The organism is Ruegeria sp. ABV4_181 (genome assembly GCF_056158465.1).
In genome coordinates, this window is the sequence record NZ_JBSWTI010000002.1 from 214,540 (window position 1) to 237,767 (window position 23,228).

27 protein-coding genes are annotated in these 23,228 nt (G+C 61.4%); 14 read left to right on the forward strand and 13 right to left on the reverse strand.

Annotated elements, in window-relative coordinates; genetic code table 11:
* The first annotated feature begins 27 nt into the window (after positions 1-27).
* A complete protein-coding gene (locus ACXAC3_RS01055; protein ID WP_475154598.1) occupies positions 28-864 on the forward strand; it encodes a zinc-ribbon domain-containing protein in 837 nt (278 codons plus the stop codon).
* An 18-nt stretch (positions 865-882) separates the two neighbouring features.
* Here the strand turns inward: ACXAC3_RS01055 and ACXAC3_RS01060 are convergent, their stop codons facing one another.
* From ACXAC3_RS01060 to argH, 5 genes are all read right to left on the reverse strand, one after another.
* Positions 883-3,426: a TIGR02302 family protein gene (locus tag ACXAC3_RS01060; protein WP_475154601.1), complete on the reverse strand. Its 2,544-nt coding sequence runs from the start codon at positions 3,424-3,426 to the stop codon at positions 883-885.
* 36 nt (positions 3,427-3,462) lie between these two features.
* Positions 3,463-4,728 (reverse strand): diaminopimelate decarboxylase, encoded by a 1,266-nt coding sequence (lysA, locus tag ACXAC3_RS01065; RefSeq protein WP_475154607.1) that lies wholly within the window; start codon positions 4,726-4,728, stop codon positions 3,463-3,465.
* A gap of 65 nt (positions 4,729-4,793) precedes the next feature.
* Positions 4,794-4,943, reverse strand: a complete 150-nt coding sequence (locus tag ACXAC3_RS01070; protein WP_475154614.1) for a hypothetical protein — start codon at positions 4,941-4,943, stop codon at positions 4,794-4,796.
* 85 nt (positions 4,944-5,028) lie between these two features.
* On the reverse strand, positions 5,029-5,211 hold the full coding sequence (locus ACXAC3_RS01075; RefSeq protein WP_475154620.1) for an argininosuccinate lyase: 183 nt from the start codon (positions 5,209-5,211) through the stop codon (positions 5,029-5,031).
* Positions 5,211-6,599 carry an argininosuccinate lyase gene (argH, locus tag ACXAC3_RS01080; protein WP_475154625.1) on the reverse strand — a complete coding sequence of 463 codons (1,389 nt, stop codon included), beginning with the start codon at positions 6,597-6,599 and terminating at the stop codon, positions 5,211-5,213. Before argH ends, ACXAC3_RS01075 begins: the two co-directional genes overlap by 1 nt.
* 21 nt (positions 6,600-6,620) lie before the next feature.
* Here argH and ACXAC3_RS01085 point away from each other — a divergent pair, with 21 nt between their 5' ends.
* The gene (locus ACXAC3_RS01085; protein WP_475154628.1) at positions 6,621-7,187 is read left to right on the forward strand and encodes a TlpA disulfide reductase family protein; all 567 of its coding nucleotides are present in this window, start codon (positions 6,621-6,623) and stop codon (positions 7,185-7,187) included.
* Here ACXAC3_RS01085 and ACXAC3_RS01090 read toward each other — a convergent pair.
* Positions 7,184-7,516 carry a phosphotyrosine protein phosphatase gene (locus ACXAC3_RS01090; protein WP_475154631.1) on the reverse strand — a complete coding sequence of 111 codons (333 nt, stop codon included), beginning with the start codon at positions 7,514-7,516 and terminating at the stop codon, positions 7,184-7,186. The two genes, ACXAC3_RS01085 and ACXAC3_RS01090, sit on opposite strands and share 4 nt — an antisense overlap.
* A 117-nt stretch (positions 7,517-7,633) precedes the next feature.
* On the opposite strand from ACXAC3_RS01090, the gene ACXAC3_RS01095 reads away from it, so the two are divergent.
* The 9 genes from ACXAC3_RS01095 to yddG all read left to right on the forward strand — a co-directional run bounded on the left by ACXAC3_RS01095 (position 7,634) and on the right by yddG (position 14,965).
* Positions 7,634-7,963 (forward strand): hypothetical protein, encoded by a 330-nt coding sequence (locus tag ACXAC3_RS01095; RefSeq protein ID WP_475154635.1) that lies wholly within the window; start codon positions 7,634-7,636, stop codon positions 7,961-7,963.
* Positions 7,964-8,023: 60 nt separating this feature from the next.
* Positions 8,024-8,410: a hypothetical protein gene (locus ACXAC3_RS01100; protein ID WP_475154638.1), complete on the forward strand. Its 387-nt coding sequence runs from the start codon at positions 8,024-8,026 to the stop codon at positions 8,408-8,410.
* Positions 8,407-9,378 (forward strand): sterol desaturase family protein, encoded by a 972-nt coding sequence (locus ACXAC3_RS01105; RefSeq protein ID WP_475154641.1) that lies wholly within the window; start codon positions 8,407-8,409, stop codon positions 9,376-9,378. The genes ACXAC3_RS01100 and ACXAC3_RS01105 overlap by 4 nt, the downstream gene beginning before the upstream one ends.
* Positions 9,379-9,470: 92 nt before the next feature.
* Complete coding sequence (locus tag ACXAC3_RS01110) at positions 9,471-9,659, forward strand: hypothetical protein (protein ID WP_475154646.1); 189 nt, start codon at positions 9,471-9,473, stop codon at positions 9,657-9,659.
* A gap of 91 nt (positions 9,660-9,750) precedes the next feature.
* Positions 9,751-10,584, forward strand: coding sequence for an EAL domain-containing protein (locus ACXAC3_RS01115; protein ID WP_475154653.1), 834 nt, complete (start codon positions 9,751-9,753; stop codon positions 10,582-10,584).
* 181 nt (positions 10,585-10,765) lie between these two features.
* On the forward strand, positions 10,766-11,941 hold the full coding sequence (locus ACXAC3_RS01120) for an acetyl-CoA C-acetyltransferase (RefSeq protein ID WP_475154656.1): 1,176 nt from the start codon (positions 10,766-10,768) through the stop codon (positions 11,939-11,941).
* Positions 11,942-12,127: 186 nt separating this feature from the next.
* Complete coding sequence (gene phbB, locus ACXAC3_RS01125; RefSeq protein ID WP_475154659.1) at positions 12,128-12,850, forward strand: acetoacetyl-CoA reductase; 723 nt, start codon at positions 12,128-12,130, stop codon at positions 12,848-12,850.
* A gap of 304 nt (positions 12,851-13,154) precedes the next feature.
* Positions 13,155-14,102, forward strand: coding sequence for a transcriptional regulator GcvA (locus ACXAC3_RS01130; protein WP_475154662.1), 948 nt, complete (start codon positions 13,155-13,157; stop codon positions 14,100-14,102).
* Positions 14,099-14,965 carry an aromatic amino acid exporter YddG gene (yddG, locus tag ACXAC3_RS01135; RefSeq protein ID WP_475154665.1) on the forward strand — a complete coding sequence of 289 codons (867 nt, stop codon included), beginning with the start codon at positions 14,099-14,101 and terminating at the stop codon, positions 14,963-14,965. Before ACXAC3_RS01130 ends, yddG begins: the two co-directional genes overlap by 4 nt.
* Here yddG and ACXAC3_RS01140 read toward each other — a convergent pair.
* From ACXAC3_RS01140 to ACXAC3_RS01150, 3 genes are all read right to left on the reverse strand, one after another.
* Complete coding sequence (locus ACXAC3_RS01140) at positions 14,962-15,126, reverse strand: YdcH family protein (RefSeq protein WP_475154672.1); 165 nt, start codon at positions 15,124-15,126, stop codon at positions 14,962-14,964. The two genes, yddG and ACXAC3_RS01140, sit on opposite strands and share 4 nt — an antisense overlap.
* A gap of 121 nt (positions 15,127-15,247) precedes the next feature.
* On the reverse strand, positions 15,248-16,021 hold the full coding sequence (locus ACXAC3_RS01145) for a tRNA1(Val) (adenine(37)-N6)-methyltransferase (protein ID WP_475154677.1): 774 nt from the start codon (positions 16,019-16,021) through the stop codon (positions 15,248-15,250).
* Positions 16,018-16,233 carry a putative signal transducing protein gene (locus ACXAC3_RS01150; protein WP_475154682.1) on the reverse strand — a complete coding sequence of 72 codons (216 nt, stop codon included), beginning with the start codon at positions 16,231-16,233 and terminating at the stop codon, positions 16,018-16,020. Before ACXAC3_RS01150 ends, ACXAC3_RS01145 begins: the two co-directional genes overlap by 4 nt.
* Before the next feature lie 56 nt (positions 16,234-16,289).
* Here ACXAC3_RS01150 and ACXAC3_RS01155 point away from each other — a divergent pair, with 56 nt between their 5' ends.
* Positions 16,290-17,288, forward strand: coding sequence for a polyprenyl synthetase family protein (locus ACXAC3_RS01155; RefSeq protein ID WP_475154685.1), 999 nt, complete (start codon positions 16,290-16,292; stop codon positions 17,286-17,288).
* Here ACXAC3_RS01155 and ACXAC3_RS01160 read toward each other — a convergent pair.
* The 4 genes from ACXAC3_RS01160 to soxR all read right to left on the reverse strand — a co-directional run bounded on the left by ACXAC3_RS01160 (position 17,281) and on the right by soxR (position 22,147).
* The gene (locus ACXAC3_RS01160; RefSeq protein ID WP_475154691.1) at positions 17,281-18,102 is read right to left on the reverse strand and encodes a 4-(cytidine 5'-diphospho)-2-C-methyl-D-erythritol kinase; all 822 of its coding nucleotides are present in this window, start codon (positions 18,100-18,102) and stop codon (positions 17,281-17,283) included. The two genes, ACXAC3_RS01155 and ACXAC3_RS01160, sit on opposite strands and share 8 nt — an antisense overlap.
* Complete coding sequence (locus ACXAC3_RS01165) at positions 18,092-19,804, reverse strand: tetratricopeptide repeat protein (protein ID WP_475154694.1); 1,713 nt, start codon at positions 19,802-19,804, stop codon at positions 18,092-18,094. Before ACXAC3_RS01165 ends, ACXAC3_RS01160 begins: the two co-directional genes overlap by 11 nt.
* 104 nt (positions 19,805-19,908) lie before the next feature.
* Entirely contained in the window at positions 19,909-21,555 is a 1,647-nt protein-coding gene (locus tag ACXAC3_RS01170) for an electron transfer flavoprotein-ubiquinone oxidoreductase (protein WP_475154696.1), read from the reverse strand.
* Positions 21,556-21,691: 136 nt separating this feature from the next.
* Positions 21,692-22,147 (reverse strand): redox-sensitive transcriptional activator SoxR, encoded by a 456-nt coding sequence (gene soxR, locus ACXAC3_RS01175; RefSeq protein ID WP_475154699.1) that lies wholly within the window; start codon positions 22,145-22,147, stop codon positions 21,692-21,694.
* Between the two features lie 89 nt (positions 22,148-22,236).
* On the opposite strand from soxR, the gene ACXAC3_RS01180 reads away from it, so the two are divergent.
* Both ACXAC3_RS01180 and greA read left to right on the forward strand, forming a co-directional pair.
* Positions 22,237-22,617: a VOC family protein gene (locus tag ACXAC3_RS01180; RefSeq protein ID WP_475154702.1), complete on the forward strand. Its 381-nt coding sequence runs from the start codon at positions 22,237-22,239 to the stop codon at positions 22,615-22,617.
* A gap of 138 nt (positions 22,618-22,755) precedes the next feature.
* On the forward strand, positions 22,756-23,226 hold the full coding sequence (greA, locus tag ACXAC3_RS01185; protein WP_475154708.1) for a transcription elongation factor GreA: 471 nt from the start codon (positions 22,756-22,758) through the stop codon (positions 23,224-23,226).
* Positions 23,227-23,228: the final 2 nt, after the last annotated feature.

Consider the following 23,228-nt stretch of genomic DNA (forward strand, 5'->3'; position numbering starts at 1 on the left):
GGGTCGACATCCCGAACGGGAGGCAGCATGCGTCTTACTTGTCCGAATTGCAGTGCCCAATATGAGGTTCCAGACGAGGTCATTCCCGAGGAAGGCCGGGACGTTCAGTGTTCGAATTGCGAGAAGACCTGGTTCCAGCCCAAACACCCGGACGAGGCCGCGACCGGGGCGACAGATTCCCCGCAAGACGAGGTCCAGGCGGCTCCGGCCGAACCGGACCCTGCGCCTGCGCCGGAGACCACGGCGGAACCCGAACCAGCCCCCGCCGCAGAGGCCGAGACAGACGCACCCGACCAGCCCGCGCCACCACCCGAACCCGATCCTGAGGCGGAACCTGAGTCAGAACCTGAACCCGAGACGCCCGGGACCGAGCCTGCGGCCAGCGGAAATGTCGATCCGGCCGTTGCCAGCATCCTTAAGGAAGAAGCGGCCAGAGAACTGGAACTGCGCGCCCAGGAAGGCGGCGGGTTGGAAACCCAGCCCGATCTGGCGCTGGACAGCTCGCCCGAACCCGATCCCGAACAGGCCATCAAGGAACTGACGGCCAGCGAAACGTCGGCCGATGCGGGGCAGAAAGATGCCCTGCCGGATGTGGAGGCGATCAACTCGACCTTGCGCGGCGATGACGCGGCGGGACAGGCCGCGGCCGAGCAACCCGTTCCCGTCAAATCCGGCGGCGGTTTTCTGCGCGGGTTTGCCCTGATCGTGATTGTCGGCATCATCCTGCTGTTGCTTTACAGCAATGCCCGGCAAATCGGCGAGGCGGTGCCGCAGGCCGATCCGATCCTGAATTCCTATGTGTCCTTCGTGGATCAGGCGCGCGTGTGGCTCGAAGCGCAGACCTCGGGCGCGGCGCAGAACTGATACTTTTCGGGAACGGGCCTAGAACCGCTCAAGCAGGCGCTTGAGATATTCCAGTTCGATCTGGGGGCGTTCCGATTCACCGGTACGACGGCGGATTTCATCCAGCAATTCGCGCGCGCGCCGATAGACGTCCTCACCCTGCAACAGGTTGTCATCGGTCGAGATTGATCCGTTCGCCCCCGGGCTCCGGCCCAGCGGATCGCGGTTGTTGGCCTCCATGTTGCCATCCTGCGTGCCCTGACCCGGCTGGTTCTGCTGGTTCTGGGCCAAAGCCTCGCCCAGCGACCGCATCCCTTCGCGCAGGGCTTCCATCGCTTCGGACTGGCGGTCGATGGCTTCGGCCAGATCGTTGCCGCGCAGCGCGTCTTCGGCATCATCCATCGCACGGCCCGCGCGGCCCAGAGCGTCACGCGCGGCTTCGCCTTCGGGCGTCCCTGCACCCGGCAGATTCTGTTGCTGACGGCCCAACTCGTTGCGAAGGGCCTGCTGACGATCGGCCAGCGATCCCTGACCCTGCTGACCGTCACCCGCCTGATCCTGACCCTGTCCCTGACCGCCCTGTCCTTCGTGGCTCTGGCCGCGACCCAGACCGCCGCTGCGGCCCTCGTTGCCCTGACTTTCACCGGATTGCGCACCGGGGTTGAACTGTTCCTGCAGATCCCGGAACGCCTGATCGCTCAGGCCCTGTTGTTCCCGCAGGGTTTCCGCCAAACCTTCCATCGCCTGCTGGCCTTCGGATTGCTGACCCTGACCCTGGCCCTGGGTGACGCGCATGTTCTCCATCATCTGCTGGAATTCCTCCAGCGCCTGCTGCGCCTCGGCCATGCGGCCCTGTTCCATCAGTTCCTGAATGCGGTCCATCATCCGCTGCAGGTCGTCCTGTGTCATCTGCAGGGATTCACCATTCTGACCCTGCTGATTTTCGTCGAACTCGCCGTTTTCCTGCGCCAGACGCTGCAACTGGCGCATGTAGTCCTGCGTCGCTTCGCGCAGCTCTTGCATAAGCTCTGCGATCTCTTCATCCGTGGCGCCGTTCTGCATCGCCTCGGTCAGACGCTCCTGTGCCCGGCGCATACGCTCCAGCGCGTCGGCCAGAGTACCGTCTTCGATCCGGACCGCCAGATCCCAGAGGGCCTGTGCAATTTCTTCCTGCTGCTCCGGCTTCAGCCCATAGTCGGTGAACGTCTCCAACCGGCGCAATGCCACGCGCAGCCGCAGGTAGTTGGTGTCCGAGCGGAAGAAGTCCTCGGGCAGGTGCGATATCGCGCGCAAAAGCTGGGCCACCCGCGGTGCGTTTTCGCGGGTCCACAACAGATCGCGGCGCTGTTCGATCACGGCAGCGGCCAGAGGATCAAAGAATCGGCGGGCGGGCAAGGATGTTGCATAGGGTTCAGACCGTGCTTCCTGATCGGCCGCATCCCGCGCCATCAGGGTTATGGTGACCGGAAGATGCGCCCAGGGATGTTGCGAAAAGTTCTCGATCAGGTCCTCAGAGAAATCCGCACGGTCACCGGTGATCGGCATCGGCAGTTCGATTTCGATAACCTCGCGCTGTTCGGGCTTGGCAACCAGACCATAGCGGCGATCAACCGCCGACAGGTCCAGTTCGATCACGGCGGACCCGGACACCACCCCGTAATCATCGCTGGCGGCAAAGGGCAGCTTCATATGCCCGCCGGCCTCGGATTCGGCCGCGCCCGTGACAGCGATGCGGGGCACCGTGTCCTGAATGACCTGCAGCGCCCAGCTTTGACCGGACGGCCCGTCAATACTGAGCTGACCGGACCGTTCGACAACAACGTCCTGTTCTGGTGCGGTCGCGCCCTCGGACCCCAGCGGGGTTGTCGTTTCGGTAAGGCTGTGCGCGCCAACCTCGCCGTAGAACCGCAGCGTGATGCGGCTGCCTTGCGGCACGGCAAGCACCGGATCGGTCTGATCCGCCAGATACAGCGTCGGCAGGCCGGTATAACGGGGCGGCTCGACCCAGCCTTCCCAACTTGGGCCCTGCCCGGCCACGGCGGCACCGGGGGCCATCTCGGCCACGGAACCGATGCGCCAGAAAGACCCGAACAGAACCGCGACGACCAGCGCCAGCAAGGCCGAATAGCGCAGGGCGTAGGGATCACGTTCGGCCAGCCGCAGGTTGGGCCTGACCGGTTCCGCCGTTGCCACGCGCCGGGCCATGCGATCCTGATGCGCCTGCCACAACGCAACGGAATCAGCATCCAGCGCCCCGATGGCCTGATCGTCCATAAGGGCCTGAATCGGCCGTCCCGGCAGGGCGGCATCCAGCCGCATCAGCGCCTCGGCCCGCAACGGCAGGTGGAATCGCCGTGCCCCCAGGAACAGCGCCCCCAGCAATGCCAGCAGGGCGGCCGCGCCCACAGCCCAGACGATCTCAACCCGGACCAGATCCTGAAGGCCCAGCATCAAAGCGGCCAGAATCGCCATGGAAATCGAGAAAAACGGCCAAAACGCGCGCAAAACCTGCTCAGCCAGCATCCCCGCATGCGTCAGCCACAGGGACAGTCTTGGGATCGGCAGGGTCGGTCTTGCGGTCAAGGCGGGCCTCCTGAGCGGGCCCGCACGGTTATCGCGTCAGAGCCACACGGGTATGGTATCGCGGTTTATGATTTCGTCAAAGCTTGGGCGTTCACGAATAACTGCAAATTGATCCCCGTGGACCAGAACTTCGGGGATCAGAGGGCGGGTGTTGTATTCGCTGGACATCACGGCCCCATAGGCGCCGGCGCTGCGAAACGCGACCAGATCGCCCGGCGAAAGCGGCGGCATGTTGCGCTGCTTGGCGAAGGTGTCGCCGGTTTCGCAGACCGGGCCGACAATGTCATAGGGCTGCCGTGCCACCCCCGGTGCAGGTTCTTTGACGGCGATGATGTCGTGATAAGCCTCGTACATCGCGGGGCGGATCAGGTCATTCATCGCGCCGTCGAGGATCAGAAAGTCGCGCCCCTCGCCGGATTTCACATAGATCACCTTGCTGACCATCAGGCCCGCATTGCCCGCGATCAGACGGCCCGGCTCAATCTCGATTTCACAGCCCAGATGTCCCAGCGTTTTCCGGACCATTGCGCCATATTCAACCGGCAGCGGCGGCGCATCGTTCGAGCGGGTATAGGGAATGCCCAGGCCCCCGCCCAGATCGAGACGCCGGATATTGTGGCCTTCCGACCGCAAACGCTCAGTCAATTCTGCGACCTTGGTATAGGCCAGTTCAAACGGCTCCAGCTCGGTCAGTTGCGAGCCGATATGCACGTCGATGCCGATTACGTCGAGCCCCGGCAGGCTGGCGGCGCGGGCATAAACCTCGGAGGCGCGGGCGATCGGAATGCCGAATTTGTTCTCGGATTTTCCGGTGGCGATCTTGGCATGGGTCTTGGCGTCCACGTCCGGATTCACCCGCACGGTGATCGGTGCGATCATGCCCAGTTCCAGCGCGATAGCGTTGATCACTTCCATCTCGGGCTCTGATTCCACGTTGAACTGGCGGATACCGCCGGTCAGCGCGGTGCGGATTTCGTCCGCGGTCTTGCCGACGCCGGAAAACACGATCTTGTCGCCGGGCACGCCGGCGGCCTTGGCGCGCAGATATTCGCCGCCCGAGACCACATCCATTCCCGCGCCCGCCTGCGCCAGCGTCTTCAGGATCGCCTGATTGCTGGCCGCCTTCATCGCATAGCAGACAAGGTGGTCGGTGCCTTCCAGCGCGTCATCAAACAGCTGGAAATGCCGCAACAGAGTCGCCGTCGAATAGACATAGAACGGGGTTCCGACCCTCGCGGCGATTTCGGAGATCGGGACATCCTCGGCGTAAAGCGCGCCGTCGCGGTAGAGAAAGTGATCCATGCCTGCGCGCTTAGACCAAAAACGCCCGGCGGATCAATGGATTCTCAACGGGCCGCGATGATCCGTCAATTGCTTGTGGACACGCCCACCCGGCCGTAACCCGAGATCGATATGCCCGAGCCGCCCGTATCCGGTGCCGGTTCGGACCGCGGCTTATAGGACGGATCGCAGGCCGCAAGCACGGCAAGGGACAGGATAAGACCGATAATTTTCATAGTGATATCTTTTCAGGCTGCGGCGCAGGGCCGGGTATACGCTGCACATGGGCACAGCGCTGGCAAATTGCAAATGTTTTCAGGTTCATATCCCCAGGTAAACACCCAGACCACCGCGGCGGAGGCCAACCCCGCCGCCGACATGGGTGCCGCTGCTGCCGACACCGACATTGGCGCTCATCGTTGGCTGGATCGGTTCACCATCGGCACCGCAGGCCGCCAGCGCAAATCCGGCCGCAATCAGAAGAACCACTCGAAGTATCTGCATCACACCAGCGCCTTCCACCGCTTGATCTGGGCCCGGACCTGATCCGGGGCCGTGCCGCCATAAGACTGACGCGAGTTTACAGAATTTTCGACGGTAAGCACAGAATAGACGTCATCGGTGATATCGGCATGCACCGATTGCATGTCCTCCAGCGTCAGGTCAGGCAGGTCGCAGCCCTTGCTCTCGGCCATCGCAACCAACGACCCGGTAACATGGTGCGCGTCGCGGAACGGCAGACCCGGAACGCGCACCAGCCAGTCGGCCAGATCGGTCGCGGTCGAAAAGCCCGAGCCCGCAGCGGCAGCAAGGCTGTCGCGGTTTGCGCTCATGTCTTTGACCATGCCCTCCATCGCGGCCAGCGCCAGCATCCAGTTATCGGCGGCGTCAAACACCTGTTCCTTGTCTTCCTGCATGTCCTTGGAATAGGTCAGCGGCAGCCCCTTCATCACCATCATCAGGCCGGTATTGGCACCGAAGATCCGGCCCACCTTGGCGCGGATCAGTTCGGCGGCATCGGGGTTCTTCTTCTGCGGCATGATCGAAGAGCCGGTCGAGAACCGATCGGACAGAGACACAAAGCGGAACTGGGCCGAGGACCAGATCACCAGCTCTTCGGCAAACCGGCTGAGGTGCATGGCACTGATCGAGGCGGTGGACAGAAACTCAAGCGCAAAGTCACGGTCGCTGACGGCATCCAGCGAATTCGCGGCGGGGCGGTCAAAGCCCAGCGCTTCGGCGGTCATGGCCCGGTCGATGGGAAAGGACGTTCCGGCCAGCGCCGCCGCCCCCAGGGGGGATTCATTCATCCGCGCGCGCGCATCGCGGACACGGGACAGATCACGGCCAAACATCTCGACATAGGCCATCATGTGGTGGCCCCATGTCACCGGCTGCGCGGTTTGCAGATGGGTAAAACCCGGCATGACCCAATCGGCCCCGGCTTCGGCCTGCGCCAAAAGCGCGCGGATCAGGGCCAGCAGGCCGGTTTCCGCCGCGTCCAGTTGATCACGCACCCAGAGTTTGAAATCGGTTGCCACCTGATCGTTCCGACTGCGGCCTGTGTGCAAACGGCCCGCGGGCTCGCCGATGATCTCTTTCAGGCGTGCCTCGACATTCATGTGGATGTCTTCCAGCGCGATCGAGAACTGAAATTCTCCGTTCTGGATTTCTGACAAAACGGTGAGCAGCCCTTCCCGAATGGCCTGCGCATCACTATCAGTTATAACGCCTGTGGCAGCCAGCATGGCGGCATGGGCGCGCGAGCCTGCGATGTCCTGGGCTGCCATCCGCTGATCGAACCCGATCGAGGCGTTGATCGCCTCCATGATCGCGTCTGGACCGGCGGCAAAGCGGCCGCCCCACATCTGGTTCGAGGATTGATCGGTCATGTAAGAAAACCCGGAGTTGATATGCGCCTATTTCGTCTGATCCCCCTTTATATGGCCCTTGCGCTGGGTGCAAACGCGGCTTTGGCTGCGGATGTCGAAACTCTGAAGCCATTGCGCGACGGCACGCTGAAGCGGCTGATCCTGCACAAGGAACCCAAGCCCGTCACACCGGTTGAATTTCAGCTTGAGGACGATGGCGGCGTCGGATCGATTGAAGATTACAGGGGCAAATACGTGCTGCTGAACTTCTGGGCCACATGGTGTGCGCCGTGCCGCAAGGAAATGCCCCAGATCGCCGAATTGCAGGAAGAGTTCGGCGGTGACAAGTTCGAAGTCCTGACCCTGGCCACCGGTCGCAACACGCCCGCCGGCATCAAGAAGTTCTTCGAAGAAAACGGCATCGACAACCTGCCCCGCCATCAGGATCCCAGTTCTGCCGTCGCCCGTGAAATGGGTGTGATCGCCCTGCCGATCACCGTCATTCTGGACCCTGCCGGAAACGAAATCGCCCGCCTGATCGGGGATGCCGAGTGGAACTCGGACAGCGCCAAGGCGATTGTTTCGGCGCTGGTGGGTGGTTCCGGCTAATTCGGGGCAACTAAAACTCGCCGTAGCTTCGGCGTCATAACGTCGATCAATTCCGGCGACATGTATTCAAGTCGATCAGGGATACCCAGAACGATAACCTTTGTATCCCTGATACAGTCCCCAAACTGGTCGGATAAGCGTTTCTTTTGACGACCGTCCATTACAATGATCGCATCGGCCCATTCGATGTGCTCGGTTGAGATTTTTTCATCGGCATCCTGGCTGAGACCTGCAAAATCCGTGCGATAGCCAGGCCATTCCGCCACAATATCGGCGGCCGTGGGGCTACGCATCCGTGCCTTGCCACAAACAAATAGAATATTCTTCACGGATGCGTTCCTGGTCATTGGTTTTGCTACTTCAAAACCATATTCGTCAATCTCGTGCTATACTTGTCTCACCCTTAGTAAAAGCCCTCAACCGGGTTCAATTGAGAGGAGACTGCGATGAAACCGGTGGTTCTGCTGATCGGAAAGCTGCCAAATGTCATAGGCGACGTGGCGCGGCGTCTGGACCATATGCCGATTCAATGGCTGGGCGCGCATGATCCGGACGAGGTCCGGCGGCAACTGGATGCCGAGCCCCGCATCGTCTGCGCCATCATGGGCGCAGGTCTGGATGACAAGGTGCGCGGCGAACTGGTCGGTATCATTGCGGCGCGCAGACCGGATATCTGCATCCACCTCAAGGACAGGGCGTCCGGCCCCGACGGGCTGGTGCCATTTGTCGAACGCGTGGTGCAGCACCAAATCCTGGAACCGCTTGAAACAGGCTGACGCAACGCAACCTTTGACAGTGTCCCGACCGCTTTGCACTGTGCCGGGCGGGAGGACGGAATGCCGCTTGAAATTCTGCTGATTCTGGTGGTCGGAGGCATCGTCGGGATAACGGTGATGCTGCACCTGTCGGGAAAATCCGATTTGCGCAGCCTGACACCTGAATCGGCGCGCTCGGAATGGCTGCGCCACGCGCCTGACGACACCATCATCGACGTGACCGTCGCTCATGACGGGCATTCTGCGCTGATCCGGACGGAGACCGGCAACGGGCTGTTATGGTCGTTTGGCGCGGACACGGTGGCCCGGCACCTGCTGGATTTCGACTGGCTTGAACATCCGCAGGGCTTTGAAATTCAGTTCCACGATTTCGGTACGCCGCGGGTAATCGTCCACCTCGACGAATTCGAACGCCGCCACTGGCGGCACCTGCTGGAGCCCGCATGACCGATCAAGTTAGCTTTCCCGATGCCGTGCAATGGGCGGTTCCCTTTTTCATTGCTGCAATCCTTGCCGAGTTTCTGTGGATCGCCATCAAGGGCAAGGGCGGGCGGTATGAGACACGCGATGCGGTGACCTCGCTGGTGATGGGGGCCGGGAATATCGCCTCGGGCTTTTTGCTGGGGTTCATCGCCTATGCCTTCTTCATGTGGCTGTGGCAGATCACGCCGCTGAATCTCGGCACCTCGATCCCGGTGATCATCCTGTGCTTTGTGCTGGACGATCTGCGGTATTACTGGGTGCACCGGTTCGGCCATCGCATCCGCTGGGTCTGGGCCAGCCATGTGAACCACCACAGTTCACAACACTACAACCTGACCACGGCATTGCGGCAGACCTGGACCTACACCTTCACCTTCATGATGGTTGTGCGCGCGCCACTGATCCTGCTGGGCTTCCACCCGGCCATGGTGCTGTTCGTCGGTGGTCTGAACCTGATCTACCAGTTCTGGATTCATACCGAAGCCATCGGCAAGATGCCCCGCTGGTTCGAAGCGGTGATGAACACGCCCAGCCACCACCGCGCTCATCACGGTCGAAACGCGCGCTATCTGGACTGCAACTATGCCGGTGTCTTCATCATTTGGGACAAGATGTTCGGCACCTTCGTCCCCGAACAGGAACATGACCGCGTCGATTACGGGCTGGTCCACAACATTGGAACCTTCAACCCGCTGCGCGTTGCCTTTCACGAATGGGTCGGCATCTGGCGCGACGCAACGCAACCGGGTCTGAGCCTGCGGCAGCGTCTGGCTTATTGCTTTGCGCCGCCGGGCTACAGCCATGACGGCAGCCGGGACAGTTCCGAAGAGATCAAGGCCAAGCATCTGGCCCGCCACCCCGAAGATCGCGGATCGCCCGGATTCGAGCAATTCGGAGCCGAAGCGCCTAACCCGCAGGCAAAACAGGCCTGATTTCGCCGATCCGCCACCGGGCACGCCTTGAAAGCCGGATTTCACATTCCATATTCAGCGGGTGTGTAACGTGCGAGTAGCCGGAGGCCGACATGACCCGTTTGACAATTCTGTCCACCGTTCTTGGACTCGCGGGTGTGGTGCTGGCGATGCTGACCGCCCTGGCTGGTGGCGCTCCCGGCGTCGTGGCATTGGGTTTCGGCATGATGGCGCTGGGCTTCATGGGTGCAGTTGTCGGCGCTGCGGCGGCGTTGGGCCGCGTCTGGGAAACCGTGCGCTGAACCGGATCTGATCCGCTTTTCTTAACCGCAGATTCATAAGTTTGCCGTGAAATCTGTCCCTGACCGGCGGTGTAAGGGGCTTGGCAATCACATGCGGGACAGAAAACTGGCAGATGTGCCTGAAGGCGCGGAAAACCCGCTGAATGCGGCTGTTGCTTCCCGCGACACATCCACCGTGCAAATGGCGACCGAGGCGGTCAAACACAAGCAATGCAAACTGGCGTTCCAGCCGGTGATGCAGGCCCATCCGCCGCATGGCGTCGCCTTTTACGAAGGCTTCATCCGGGTGCTGGACGAAACCGGGCGGGTAATCCCCGCGCGGGAATTCATGCCGCAGCTGGAAAACACGCCCATCGGCCGCGAACTGGACTGCATCGCGCTTGAGATGGGGTTGCGCACGCTGGTCAGAAACCCAGATATTCGCCTCTCCATCAACATGTCCGCGCGGTCGATCGGGTATGCGCGGTGGTCCCGCGTGCTGGACCGGTTTCTGAAAAAGGATGCCGGGCTCGGCGAAAGGCTGATTCTGGAAATCTCGGAAAGCTCGGCGATGACGGTGCCCGAACTGGTGATGGATTTCATGGACCGCCTGCAACCGCGCGGCATCGCCTTTGCGCTGGATGATTTTGGTGCCAGCAATTTCAGCTTCCGCCATTTTCGCGAGTTTCTTTTTGACGCCGCCAAGATCGACGGCCAGTTCGTCCGGGGGGTCAGCGAAAACCCCGACAATCAGGCTTTGGTGCGGGCCTTGGTGGCCGTCGCGCGCGAGTTTGAAATTCTAGTCACCGCCGAATCGGTGGAAACACAGGCGGATGCTGCGTTCCTCGTGGCCAGCGGTGTGGATTGCCTGCAGGGCTTTTTGTTCGGCGCGCCCACGGTCTCGGCCCCGTGGAAAGAGGAAAAACAAAGGAAAACAGGCAGCTAATCGCGCGCGGCTTGGCGGCGCCACGCCTGAGACAAGCTGACCGTTGCTGCAAGTGCAGCGTTGCGATATTCCATGAACAGTTGGAGCGGGGGATCACGGGGCGCTCTGGTTGGGGGGTTCTGCTTTGACCTTCCGCGCCGCCACGGTTCCCACAGGACCTTGACGGTAAAGGATTGTCTAAATGACCAACGTAGTAATCGCATCCGCAGCACGAACCGGCGTCGGCAGCTTTGGCGGCTCGTTCGCAAATACGCCCGCGCATGATCTGGGCACCGCCGTTCTGGAAGCGGTTGTCGAACGCGCCGGGATCGAAAAAGGCGAGGTGAGCGAAACGATCATGGGTCAGGTCCTGACGGCCGCTCAGGGTCAGAACCCGGCCCGTCAGGCCCATATCAACGCCGGTCTGCCGCAGGAGAGCGCGGCCTGGGGCATCAACCAGGTCTGCGGCTCGGGCCTGCGCGCTGTCGCTCTGGGTGCGCAGCACATCCAGCTGGGCGATGCTGATATCGTCGCCGCAGGCGGGCAGGAGAACATGACCTTGTCGCCCCACGCCGCCGCGCTGCGCGCCGGTCACAAGATGGGTGACATGAAATATATCGACACGATGATCCGCGATGGTCTGTGGGATGCGTTCAACGGCTATCACATGGGTCAGACCGCGGAAAACGTCGCCGAGAAATGGCAGATCAGCCGCGACATGCAGGATGAATTCGCCGTCGCCAGCCAGAACAAGGCCGAAGCCGCGCAAAAAGCCGGCAAGTTCGCTGATGAGGTCATTCCGTTCACGATCAAGACCCGCAAGGGAGATATCGTGATGGATAGCGACGAATACATCCGTCACGGTGCCACCATGGAAGCAATGGCCAAACTGCGCCCGGCCTTCGCCAAGGACGGTTCGGTCACCGCGGCCAATGCCTCGGGCCTGAATGACGGTGCTGCCGCAACCCTGCTGATGTCGGCCGAGAACGCCGAAAAACGCGGGATCGAGCCTCTGGCCCGCATCGCCTCCTACGCCACTGCCGGTCTGGACCCGTCCATCATGGGCGTCGGCCCGATCTACGCCTCTCGCAAGGCGCTGGAAAAGGCGGGCTGGTCGGTTGACGACCTGGATCTGGTGGAGGCCAACGAAGCCTTCGCCGCGCAGGCCTGCGCCGTGAACAAGGACATGGGCTGGGACCCGTCGATCGTGAACGTCAACGGCGGCGCGATTGCCATCGGCCACCCGATCGGCGCATCCGGCTGCCGGGTCCTGAACACGCTTCTGTTCGAGATGAAGCGCCGCGACGCCAAAAAGGGTCTGGCGACCCTGTGTATCGGCGGCGGCATGGGCGTCGCCCTGTGTGTGGAGCGCGACTAAGTGCTTTGACAACCGCATAGAAAAGGGCGTCCGCTGGGCGCCCTTTTTTGTTACAAAGGGCCTGAACCCTAAGATGCGACGATATTGCCATCCGGAATATCAAGATTCATGACGAAACAATATTGCGCAAGACCACCTCGCAAAGTAACAGCATTACCAAGACGACTAAAATTGGAGGATTCCTAAATGGCACGTACAGCACTCGTTACCGGCGGTTCACGCGGCATCGGCGCAGCAATTTCCAAGGCGCTCAAGGCCGAAGGGTACAATGTTGCGGCCACCTATGCAGGCAATGACGAAGCCGCCGCCAAGTTCAGCGAAGAAACCGGCATCGCCACCTATAAGTGGAACGTGGGAGATTACGAAGAGTCCAAGGCGGGCATCGAAAAGGTCGAGGCCGAGGTCGGCCCCATCGACATCGTGGTGGCCAACGCCGGCATTACGCGGGACGCACCGTTTCACAAGATGACCCCGGAACAGTGGCATCAGGTGATCGACACAAACCTGACCGGCGTGTTCAACACCGTCCACCCTGTCTGGCCCGGCATGCGCGAACGGAAATTTGGCCGTGTCATCGTTATCAGCTCGATCAACGGTCAGAAGGGCCAGTTCGCGCAGGTGAACTATGCCGCCACCAAGGCGGGCGATCTGGGCATCGTGAAATCGCTGGCACAGGAAGGCGCGCGCGCCGGTATCACCGCCAACGCCATCTGCCCCGGCTATATCGCGACTGAGATGGTCATGGCGGTTCCGGAAAAGGTCCGCGAGGCCATCATCGGCCAGATTCCGGCCGGCCGCCTCGGCGAGCCCGAAGAAATCGCCCGTTGCGTTGCTTTCCTGGCCTCTGATGAGTCGCAGTTTATCAACGGCTCGACAATTTCGGCCAACGGTGCACAGTTCTTCGCCTGATACGGGTCTTCTGCAAAATAATCGGGCCGGTCCTTTCGGGGCCGGCCCTTCTTTATCCCGTAAGAACGCGCGCGCAGCGCTCAGCGGGAACCGAATAACCAGTTCAGGGCATGCTTGAAGATTTTGCCGCGCTCGGCATGGGCCCGCTGAAAGGCGCGGGCGGCTGCGGGGTTGGTCGTCATCTCGATCATGGCAGTCATCCTTTCAGTTCAGCTTTGTTTGACTTGTCTCCAATATGTGTCTTATTTCTTAAGCCGACAAACGAGCATTCTTTGGGACTCAGTTAAGAATTTCTTGTGTATAAATGAGCGACTACCTCCCGCCCCTGACCGCTTTGCGCGCCTTTGACGCAGCCGCGCGCCATATGTCCTTTGCGCGGGCGGCAGAGGAGTTGCACGTGACCCCGGCCGCGCTGTCCTTTCAGATCAAGTCGCTGGAGGAACATCTGGGCCGCCCCCTGTTTCACCGCCTGAACCGGGCGGTGGAACTGACCGAAGCGGGCCGCGCCCTGGCTCCCGGGGCAGCCGAGGGCTTTGCGGCATTGCAGGCCGCGTGGCAGGCCGCGCGGCGGCAGGGCAACGACACCAGCCTGACCGTCACTGCCGGGCCTGCGCTGACGGCCAAGTGGCTGGCTCCGCGCCTTTATGAGTTTGCGCGGGCATACCCCGAGATCGACCTGAAATTTTCGGCCACGTTGCGGAACATGGATCTGGAACGGGATGATGTGGATGTCGCCATCCGGTTCGGATACGGGCCGGATGACGGGCTATATTCCCTGCCCGTTCGCAAGGAATGGCTGACCCCCGTGATGACCCCGGACCTGGCGGAACAGTTTCCGACGCCCGACAGTCTGAGACATGCGCCTCTGATTTTTGATGACTCGATTGCGTTTTTGCAGCCGCCCAGCGACTGGCCGACATGGTTTCGCGCCGTCGGTGTCGATTTCACCCCCACGCATGGCGCGCATTTCTCGAACGCGGATCACGCGATTGATGCTGCCGTGGCGGGGGTCGGGGTGGTGCTGGGCCGGCGCGCGATGATCATCAAGGACCTGACCGAAGGGCGTCTGGTTGCACCTTTCAAGGTCGCCATCGAAACCAAAGGGCGCTTCCGCTTTCTCTGCCTGCCCGGTGCCGAAAGCAGGCCCCCGATCGCGGCGTTTCGCGACTGGTTCATGGCCGAGATCGAAAAGACGGCGCATATCTCGGACGAATTCAGGATCATCCCGGTGGAAGAGGTCCCTGCCCCATGACACGGCGCCGCGCAACGGCGATCGGCTTCGTCGCGGTTCTGTTGTGGTCCCTGCTTGCCCTGTTTACCGTCGGTTCGGCACCGACGCCGCCCCTGTTGCTGAACGCGATCTGCTTTTCGATCGGAGGCGCGCTGGGGCTGGTCTGGACCTGGGCGAGCGGCGGTCTGCGCCAGTTGCTCGCGGTGCGCTGGACCACCTATTTGTTTGGCACCGTTGGCTTGTTTGGCTATCACGCGCTGTATTTCTCGGCCCTGCGCATGGCACCGGCGGCGCAGGCCGGGCTGATCGCCTATCTGTGGCCGCTGCTGATCGTGCTGTTTTCCGGGCTGCTACCGGGCGAGCGTCTGCGGATCGGTCACATGTTCGGCGCGTGTCTGGGATTTGCAGGTGCTGCCGTGATTATCGGCGGCGGCGGCAGCGCCGGGTTTCAGGCCGATCACATTCCGGGCTATGCGCTGGCGCTGCTGTGCGCGCTGACGTGGTCAGGGTATTCTGTTTTGTCGCGCCGATTGGGGGGCACGCCAACCAGTTCAGTCGCTGTCTTCTGTATTGCGTCAGCTGTGGCCTCGGCCCTGCTGCATCTGGCGGTTGAAGATACCGTCTGGCCCAACAGCGCCTTTGGCTGGACCTCGGTCGCCGCCCTGGGGCTGGGGCCGGTGGGGCTGGCGTTTTATGTCTGGGATATCGGGGTGAAACAGGGCGACATTCAGATTCTGGGCACGGCGTCCTATGCGGCACCCTTGTTGTCGACGCTGGCATTGGTTGTGGCCGGGATCGCCGTCCCGTCCTGGGGTCTGGCGATCGCGGCCGTGTTGATCACAGGCGGCGCGGCCATCGCCGCGCGGGCCAGTATGAGCCGTTAGTTTGACAGGCGCTCGATCTCTTCCTTCAGCTTGAGCTTTTGCTTTTTGAGTTGAGCGATATGGAGATCATCGATGCCTGGCGAGCGTTGGGCTTCTTCAACTTCAAGACCGAGAGATTCGTGCTTTTTCTTCAGTTCGGTCAGATGTGCGCTCACGCTCATGGCGATACTCCTTTGTTGGTGACTGAGTTTCACGTAAGAATTTGACCACATCGTTTCCACCCTGTCACGCTGCAGACGCACAGAATCTGACATAAATCCGACAATTTCGGCTGGTTAATGCCTATTGGTTGAAAAACCCGCACAGCGCGGCCCCGTCACGCAATACGGACGAGACCTGCTGTGTGTAGTTTTCACCGTCCTTTTCGTGACGATCTCCGGCGTGCAAAATCAGCGGTGCATGCAGCTGAAACGCCGCCCGCCCGCCTTTTCTGGCGCGCAAAATCACCAGTTCGGCCTTGCGCCCGACCCGGGCGGCAAGGGGCAGAACCTCGACCGATCCCAACTGTTCGGAACAGGCCGTAATCATGTCGGGCAGACGGTCGGCTTTTTGGATCATATGCAGATAGCCGCGCGGCGCGAGACGTTTGGCCGCAGTGTCGAACCACGCGTCCAAAGATGTGTGTTCGCTCAGCGCGACACTGCGCCCCCTGTCACGGGCCGGGCTGTGGGCGCCGGCGCGGTAATAGGGGGGGTTCGCGATGACGTGATCGAATTGCCGCTGCTTCAGATCGGCTGGCAGGGCGGTAAGATCAGCCTCGATGACCTCAAGCGGGGCCTCGTTTGCGGCGGCATTTCGGCGCGCCAGATTGGCATAGGGCGCCTGCAATTCGACCCCCGCCGCACGCAATCCGGGAACGCGCGCCATCAGGCACAGGATCGCGGCCCCCGCCCCGCAGCCCAGTTCCAGCACGGTGTGACCACGTGTCGCCGGTACCGATGCCGCCAGCAACACCGGGTCCACCCCGGCGCGATAACCTGACCGCGGTTGCAACAGGCGCACGCGACCTCCAAGAAAATCGTTGCAGGTCAGGTCGCTATCAGAAAACGAATTCATCTGCCCAGCGGAATGTCGTTATCCCGCATCACCCGTTCCGCGCGGATCAGGTCGTCGGTCCGCACCATCAACCTGCGCGGGAAGATTCCGATGCCGCCTTCGAGGATGCTCATATTTACGTCCATCTGAAAGCAGTCTATATCCTCGCCTTCAAGAAGGGCGGTTGCAAAGGCCAGGATCGTCGGATCGGTGCTGCGCAAAAGTTCTTTCATGAGCAAGGATGTAAGGGCAAGGTGCGCCGGAAGTCGAGCCTTGTATCAGGGGTGTGATGGAAATCGGCACAATCTCGAAACCGCATGAACGACTGGCAGAGCTTCTGGCCGGTGAAATGGACGCGGTCAACACGCTGATCCGCACCCGCATGGCGTCGGACCACGCGCCACGCATTCCCGAAGTAACGGCGCATCTGGTTGAAGCAGGCGGCAAACGCCTGCGCCCGATGCTGACGCTGGCGGCGGCGCGACTGTTTGATTACCCGGGCGACCATCATGTGCGACTGGCCGCGACGGTCGAGTTTATCCATACCGCAACCCTGCTGCATGACGATGTGGTGGATGAAAGCGCCCAGCGCCGCGGGCGGCCAACGGCCAACCTGCTGTGGGACAATAAATCCAGCGTTCTGGTGGGCGATTACCTGTTTTCGCGCAGCTTCCAGTTGATGGTCGAGACCGAATCGCTGCGGGTGCTGGATATTCTGGCCAATGCCTCGGCCACGATTGCCGAAGGTGAGGTGCTGCAAATGACAGCGGCCACCGATCTGAGCACCAACGAGGCGATTTACCTGCAGGTCGTGCGCGGCAAGACCGCAGCCCTGTTTTCGGCCGCCACCGAAGTCGGCGGCGTGATCGCCGGTGCCTCGGAGGAACAGGTCAAAGCCCTGTTCGATTATGGCGACGCCCTTGGTATCGCGTTCCAGATTGCCGATGACCTGCTGGATTATCAGGGCGACAGCAAGGCAACCGGAAAGAACATCGGTGATGATTTCCGCGAACGCAAACTGACCCTGCCGGTGATCAAGGCGGTGGCGCGGGCGACACCGGAAGAACATGCGTTCTGGGAGCGTACAATCGGCCGGGGCCGCCAGGAAGACGGCGATCTGGAACACGCGCTAGAGTTGATGACCAGGTACGGAACCTTTGACGCCACGCGGTCGGACGCCTTCGGCTGGGCTGCAAAAGCCAAGGCGTCGCTTGAGGCGCTGCCCGATCATGAAATCCGCACTCTGCTGCGCGATCTGGCAGATTACGTGGTCTCTCGCCTCAATTGAGCTGCGTCGCGCGGCACCACCAGCCGGGATGCGCCGCTCCGATCTCATAGGCCGCAAAATGGGCCGCCTTCATCGTTGGGTAAAGCGCGAAACAGGTCGACCCTGAGCCCGACATGCGGGCCAGCAGAACCTCTTTGGTCCCGGACAACTCATCCAGTACGCGCGTGACTTCTGGCGCGAGCCCTTTGGTCGGCGGTTCCAGATCGTTGCGCTGTTGCTTCAGCCACTCGGCGCACGCGAGGGGCGTGTCGAACACCGGAAGATGCGTGGGCATCGGAGGGTTATCGCACCGCTTCAGGGCAGCAAAGACCGCGCCTGTGGGCACTTCGACACCGGGATTGACCAGCAAGGCCGGCAATGACGGCAGGCTGACCTGCTCCAATTGCTCGCCGATCCCGCGCATACGTGTTGCTTTCGCCGCCATACAAACCGGCACGTCAGCGCCCAGAGACAGCGCCGCGCCGTGCACAACATCCGCCCCCTGATCCGCAACCATGCGGAGCGTCGCGGCGGCGTCAGATGACCCGCCGCCGATACCGCCGCCATGAGGCAGCACCTTGTCCAGATTGATATGCCCGGTCCACCCGGCGGCCTCCGCGGCCTTCCAGACGAGGTTTCGGTTGTCTGCGGGAACGCCCCCCGCATGTTCACCGGAAACGGTCATCGACAGTTCAGAGCCCGACGTGAATTCCAGCCGGTCACCGACATCCGCAAATACCACAAGGGAATCCAGCAGGTGATACCCGTCGGCCCGCCTACCGGTGACATGCAGTGTCAGGTTGATCTTGGCGGGCGCGAAGGCCTCAACCTTCATTGGCAACCTTCAGGGGTTCGGCCCCTTCTTCCGCCAGAACCGCGTCCAGCCCGATCTCCAGCTTGCGGCGGATGCGGTCGGGATCTGCCTCGCCGTCAGTATCTTCGGGGTCGATGAACGACAGGGCGCGTTTCCACTGGAACTCCGCTTCGCGCGCCCGGCCCACAGCCCAGTAGACATCGCCCAGATGGTCGTTGACCACCGGATCGACCGGCATCAGCTCGACAGCGCGCTCCATATGAGCGACCGCCTCGTCATACCGGCCCAGACGGAACAGCACCCACCCCAGGCTGTCCACGATATAGCCGCTGTCAGGACGGGCCGCGACGGCGCGTTCGATCATGTCCAGCGCTTCGTCCAGCTTTTCGCGCCGTTCGACCAGCGAATAGCCCAGATAGTTCAGCACCTGCGGCTGATCGGGGTTCAGTTCCAGCGCGCGGCGGAAATCAGCCTCGGCCTGTTCCCAGTTCTTGAGCCGTTCGTGCGAGATGCCGCGCGCATAATGCAGGAACCAGTTCCCAGACGAACTGCGCTCGTTCAACTCGATCGCCCTGTCATACGAAAGGACGGCGTCCGAATAATCCTCTTCCTGGCGCTGCAGATCAGCCAATGCGACATGGACGCTGGGCAGGTCCGGGTTCTGACTGGCCAGCGTCTGCAAGACCTCTGCCGCGGCGTCCTTTTTGCCCGACCGGCTCAGGACCTCGGCACGGCCCAGTTCAGCGGCGTGATAATCGCTGCTGGTGGCCGGTACTTTGCGATAAGCCTCAACCGCCAGATCATACTGCTCCAGCTCTTCCAGCAACTCGGCGCTCAGCAGGATCGCATCGACGTGGTCCGGACGCAGGAACGCCGCGATACGGGCGTAAAGCAGAACGTAACTCTGTGCCGCTTCGCTGCTCAGCGCTGCGCCAACGGAAAAGAACACTTCGGCCATACCATCCTGCGCGGACCCGACATGGGTAAAGGGCAGGGTTTCACCAGCGGTCAGTCGGGCAACATAGCCCTCAATCGTCGGATCGCTGCCTGCGGCAAATACGTTTTCCAGAAATTGCAGCGCATCGTCGTTTCGGTCCAGTTGCGACAGAACCTCGGTCCGGGCCAAGGCCGCGCGGCGGGAAAACCGGGCTACGGCGTCGTCATTGGCGGCAAAGATCGCCTCGGCACCTTCGAAATCTCCAACAGACGCCAAGGCCAGCGCCTTGTGGTAAAGCGAGAATTCCCGCAACCCTTCCTGCGTGGCAACATCGTCGAACTGTTCCATCGCGCTGGTCATGGCACCCTGACCCATATGCGCCCATGCCAGCATCAGCCCATCGACCAGCGGCCCGACGCCCTGCGATTCCGGGTCGCGGGCAAGCAGGTCATCCAGCTTGCCTTCTGCGATCAGATTGGCGGCGATCACCATTTTCGCGGCCTGACTCGGCAGGCCCAGTTCCTCGATGGCCTGCGCCACCGGCAAGGCCCGCTGCACATCCCCCAGCGACAGCCGGGCAACAACGACGCTTTCCAGCAGCTTGTTGTTTTCGGGATCGGCGCGCAACGCCTGCGCATAATATCCTTCGGCCGCGCGATAGTCGTTCTGGTAAATTGCCTGACGTCCGGCCAGGTAGGCACCGGACCCGGTATCCGCATGAAGCGGAAGCGCAACAGACGATGTGAACAGCACAGCCAATGCCGCGCGACGAACAAGAGAAGCCACCAGAAAACTGCCCTGCTATTGTTGACTGCAGAACAAGCTAGGGCTTCGGGCAGAAAGAGGCAATGGCAGAGCCTTCACGACCCTGCCAGTGCCCGTGTTTTTGCTTACATGTTGGGATAGTTCGGCCCATCCCCGCCCTGCGGCGTGGTCCAGGTGATATTCTGGCTGGGATCCTTGATGTCGCAGGTCTTGCAGTGGACGCAGTTCTGGAAGTTGATCACGAATCGTGGACCGTCTTCATCTTCAACCATTTCGTACACACCGGCCGGGCAATAGCGCTGCGCCGGTTCATCGAACTTCGGCAGGTTCACTTTGACCGGGATATCCGGATCGGCCAGCTTCAGATGGCAGGGCTGGCTTTCTTCGTGATTGGTCATCGCAAAGGACACGTTGGTCAGGCGATCGAAGGACAGCGTGCCATCGGGTTTGGGATAGTCGATAGGCTTGTGCTTGCTGGCGTCTTCCGTCGCTTCGGCATCGTTCTTGCCGTGGCCCATGGTGCCCAGCAGCGAGAAACCCAGCGTGTTGGTCCACATGTCCATGCCGCCCAGCACGAGGCTGGCGGTCAGGCCGTATTTCGACCACAGCGGCTTGACGTTGCGCACCTTTTTCAGGTCGTCGCCAATTGCGCCTTCGCGCACATCGGTCTCATAGGTGGTCAGCTCGTCGCCCGAACGGTCGGCCTTGATGGCGTCACAGGCGGCCTCAGCCGCGGCTTTGCCTGACAGCATGGCGTTGTGGTTGCCCTTGATGCGCGGCACGTTGACCATGCCCGCCGAGCAGCCCAGCAACGCCACGCCGGGCGCGACAAGCTTGGGCATCGACTGAAGACCACCCTCGGTGATCGCACGCGCGCCGTAAGCGACGCGCTTGCCGCCTTTCAGCAGATCGGCCACCATCGGGTGATGCTTGAAGCGCTGGAATTCCATGTAGGGATACAGGTGCGGGTTCTTGTAGTTCAGGTGAACCACGAAACCGACATAGACCTGATTGTTTTCAAGGTGATAGATGAAGGACCCGCCACCCGCGTTGCTGCCCAGCGGCCAGCCCATCGTGTGGGTGACACTGCCTTCCTTGTGCTTGGCCGGGTCGATCTCCCAGATCTCTTTCATGCCGACGCCGTATTTCTGCGGCTCTTTGCCGGCGGACAGGTCGTATTTGGCGATCACTTCCTTGGACAGCGAGCCGCGCACGCCTTCCGACAGGAAGACGTATTTGCCGTGCAGTTCCATCCCCGGTTCGGTCTGCGGACCGTAGGAACCATCCGGTTCCAGGCCAAAGACACCGGCAACCACGCCCTTGACCTCGCCATTGTCGCCATAGACCAGTTCCGAACATGCCATGCCGGGGAAGATTTCCACGCCCAGTTCTTCGGCCTGTTCTGCCATCCAGCGGCAGACATTGCCCATCGAGACGATGTAATTGCCGTGGTTGTTCATCAGCGGCGGCATCGGGAAGTTGGGGATGCGGATTTTACCGGCCTCACCCAGCATAAAGAAGTTGTCTTCGTTGACCGGCGTGTTCAGAGGCGCGCCCTTTTCCTTCCAGTCCGGGATCAGCGCGTCCAGCCCGCAAGGATCCAGCACCGCGCCAGACAGGATATGCGCACCCACTTCCGAGCCCTTTTCCAGAACAACGACGTTCAGGTCGGCATCCAGCTGTTTCAGACGGATGGCCGCTGACAGGCCCGCGGGGCCTGCGCCCACGATCACCACGTCATATTCCATCGCTTCGCGTTCAATCTCGGCCATCGCGGGCTCCTTAGCTAACTTTCCGAATTGGCGCTTTCTTCATGCGGTCGGCGCAATATTGTTTCACGGCTGATTACATGGTCACAAAGACCTTGGTCAATCGAAACACGGCGTAACTACGCCGCAATGCGGCAAATCAGCTGTCCGGAGCGTCGCCCATCAGGTATCTGGGACCGCTTCCCTTGGATTTAGCCCGGTCGTCGGGGTTGTATAGCGCGCATTTCGGCAGGCTCAGGCAACCGCAGCCGATGCAGCCGTCCAGATTGTCGCGCAACCGTGTCAGGGTTTCGATTCGCTGATCCAGATGCGCCCGCAACCCGACGCTGATGTTCCGCCAGTCCTGCGGCGTTGGGGTCCGGTTTCCCGGCAGTCCCGAAAGGACATCGCGGATTTCCGGCAGGGACAGACCGAATTGCTGGGCGATCATGATGAAGCTCAGACGCCGGATATCCGCGCGCTGATACCGCCGCTGCCCGCCAGCATTGCGCCAGGGCGCGATCAAACCCTGCGCCTCATAATACCGGATGGCTGACACTGCCAGCCCGGTGCGCCGCGCCAGAGCACCAATTGCCAGCCCCTCGGATACCGCCATGTTCACCTCGTAAAAAATCTCTTGACCTAAAGTTAGGTTTAGAAATTACGGTGAGTCGGGACAAGCCTCAAATCAGAAAAGGAGATCCCATGATGGCAACACTTGAACACACCAATTTCACGGTCCGCGACCCCAAGGCGTCGGCGGCCTGGATGCAAAAGGTCTTTGGCTGGAAAACCCGCTGGGAAGGTCCGGCCATCGCCGGGGGGTACACGGTGCATGTGGGCAGCGCGCATACCTATCTGGCGCTGTACGCCCCAAGCAACCCGAAGCCGTCCGGTGAAAGCAGTTATGACATCGTCGGCGGGCTGAACCATGTGGGCGTTCTGGTCGAAGACATAGACGCCACCGAAGAGAAAGTGATCAAGGCCGGGTTCACTCCCAAATCGCACGCGGATTACGAACCGGGCAAGCGGTTCTACTTTGACGATGACAATGGCATCGAGTTTGAAGTGATCAGTTACGACTAGGCCGTAATCCGCGCGTCGCGCGGCCAAGCCCTCTTGCAATTCACGCCTCATTTGGGTCAGGTATTTGCCAACCCATCAATCGCCCCGACGCTGTCCCATGCGGCGGGGCGCATCAATTTATGCGTGGACGACAAGAATATGGAAAAGATTCCAATGACGCCTGCGGGCAATGCCTCGCTTGAGGCAGAGCTGAAGAACCTGAAATCCGTTGAACGCCCGGCCATCATCGAAGCCATTGCTTCGGCGCGGGAACTGGGCGACCTGAAGGAAAACGCCGAATACCACTCGGCGCGCGAAAAGCAGGGTTTTATCGAGGGCCGCATCAAGGAACTGGAAGGTATCCTGTCGCTGGCCGACGTGATCGACCCGGCCAAACTGTCCGGCGCGATCAAGTTCGGCGCCAGGGTCACGCTGGTCGATGAAGACACTGATGAGGAAAAGACCTGGCAGATCGTCGGGGAGTATGAGGCCAATATCGAAAATGGCCTGCTCAACATCAAATCGCCCATCGCCCGCGCCCTGATCGGCAAGGACGAAGGCGACAGTGTCGAGGTGCGCACCCCCGGCGGCGTGCGGTCCTATGAAGTCCTGAGCATCGAATACGCCTGACC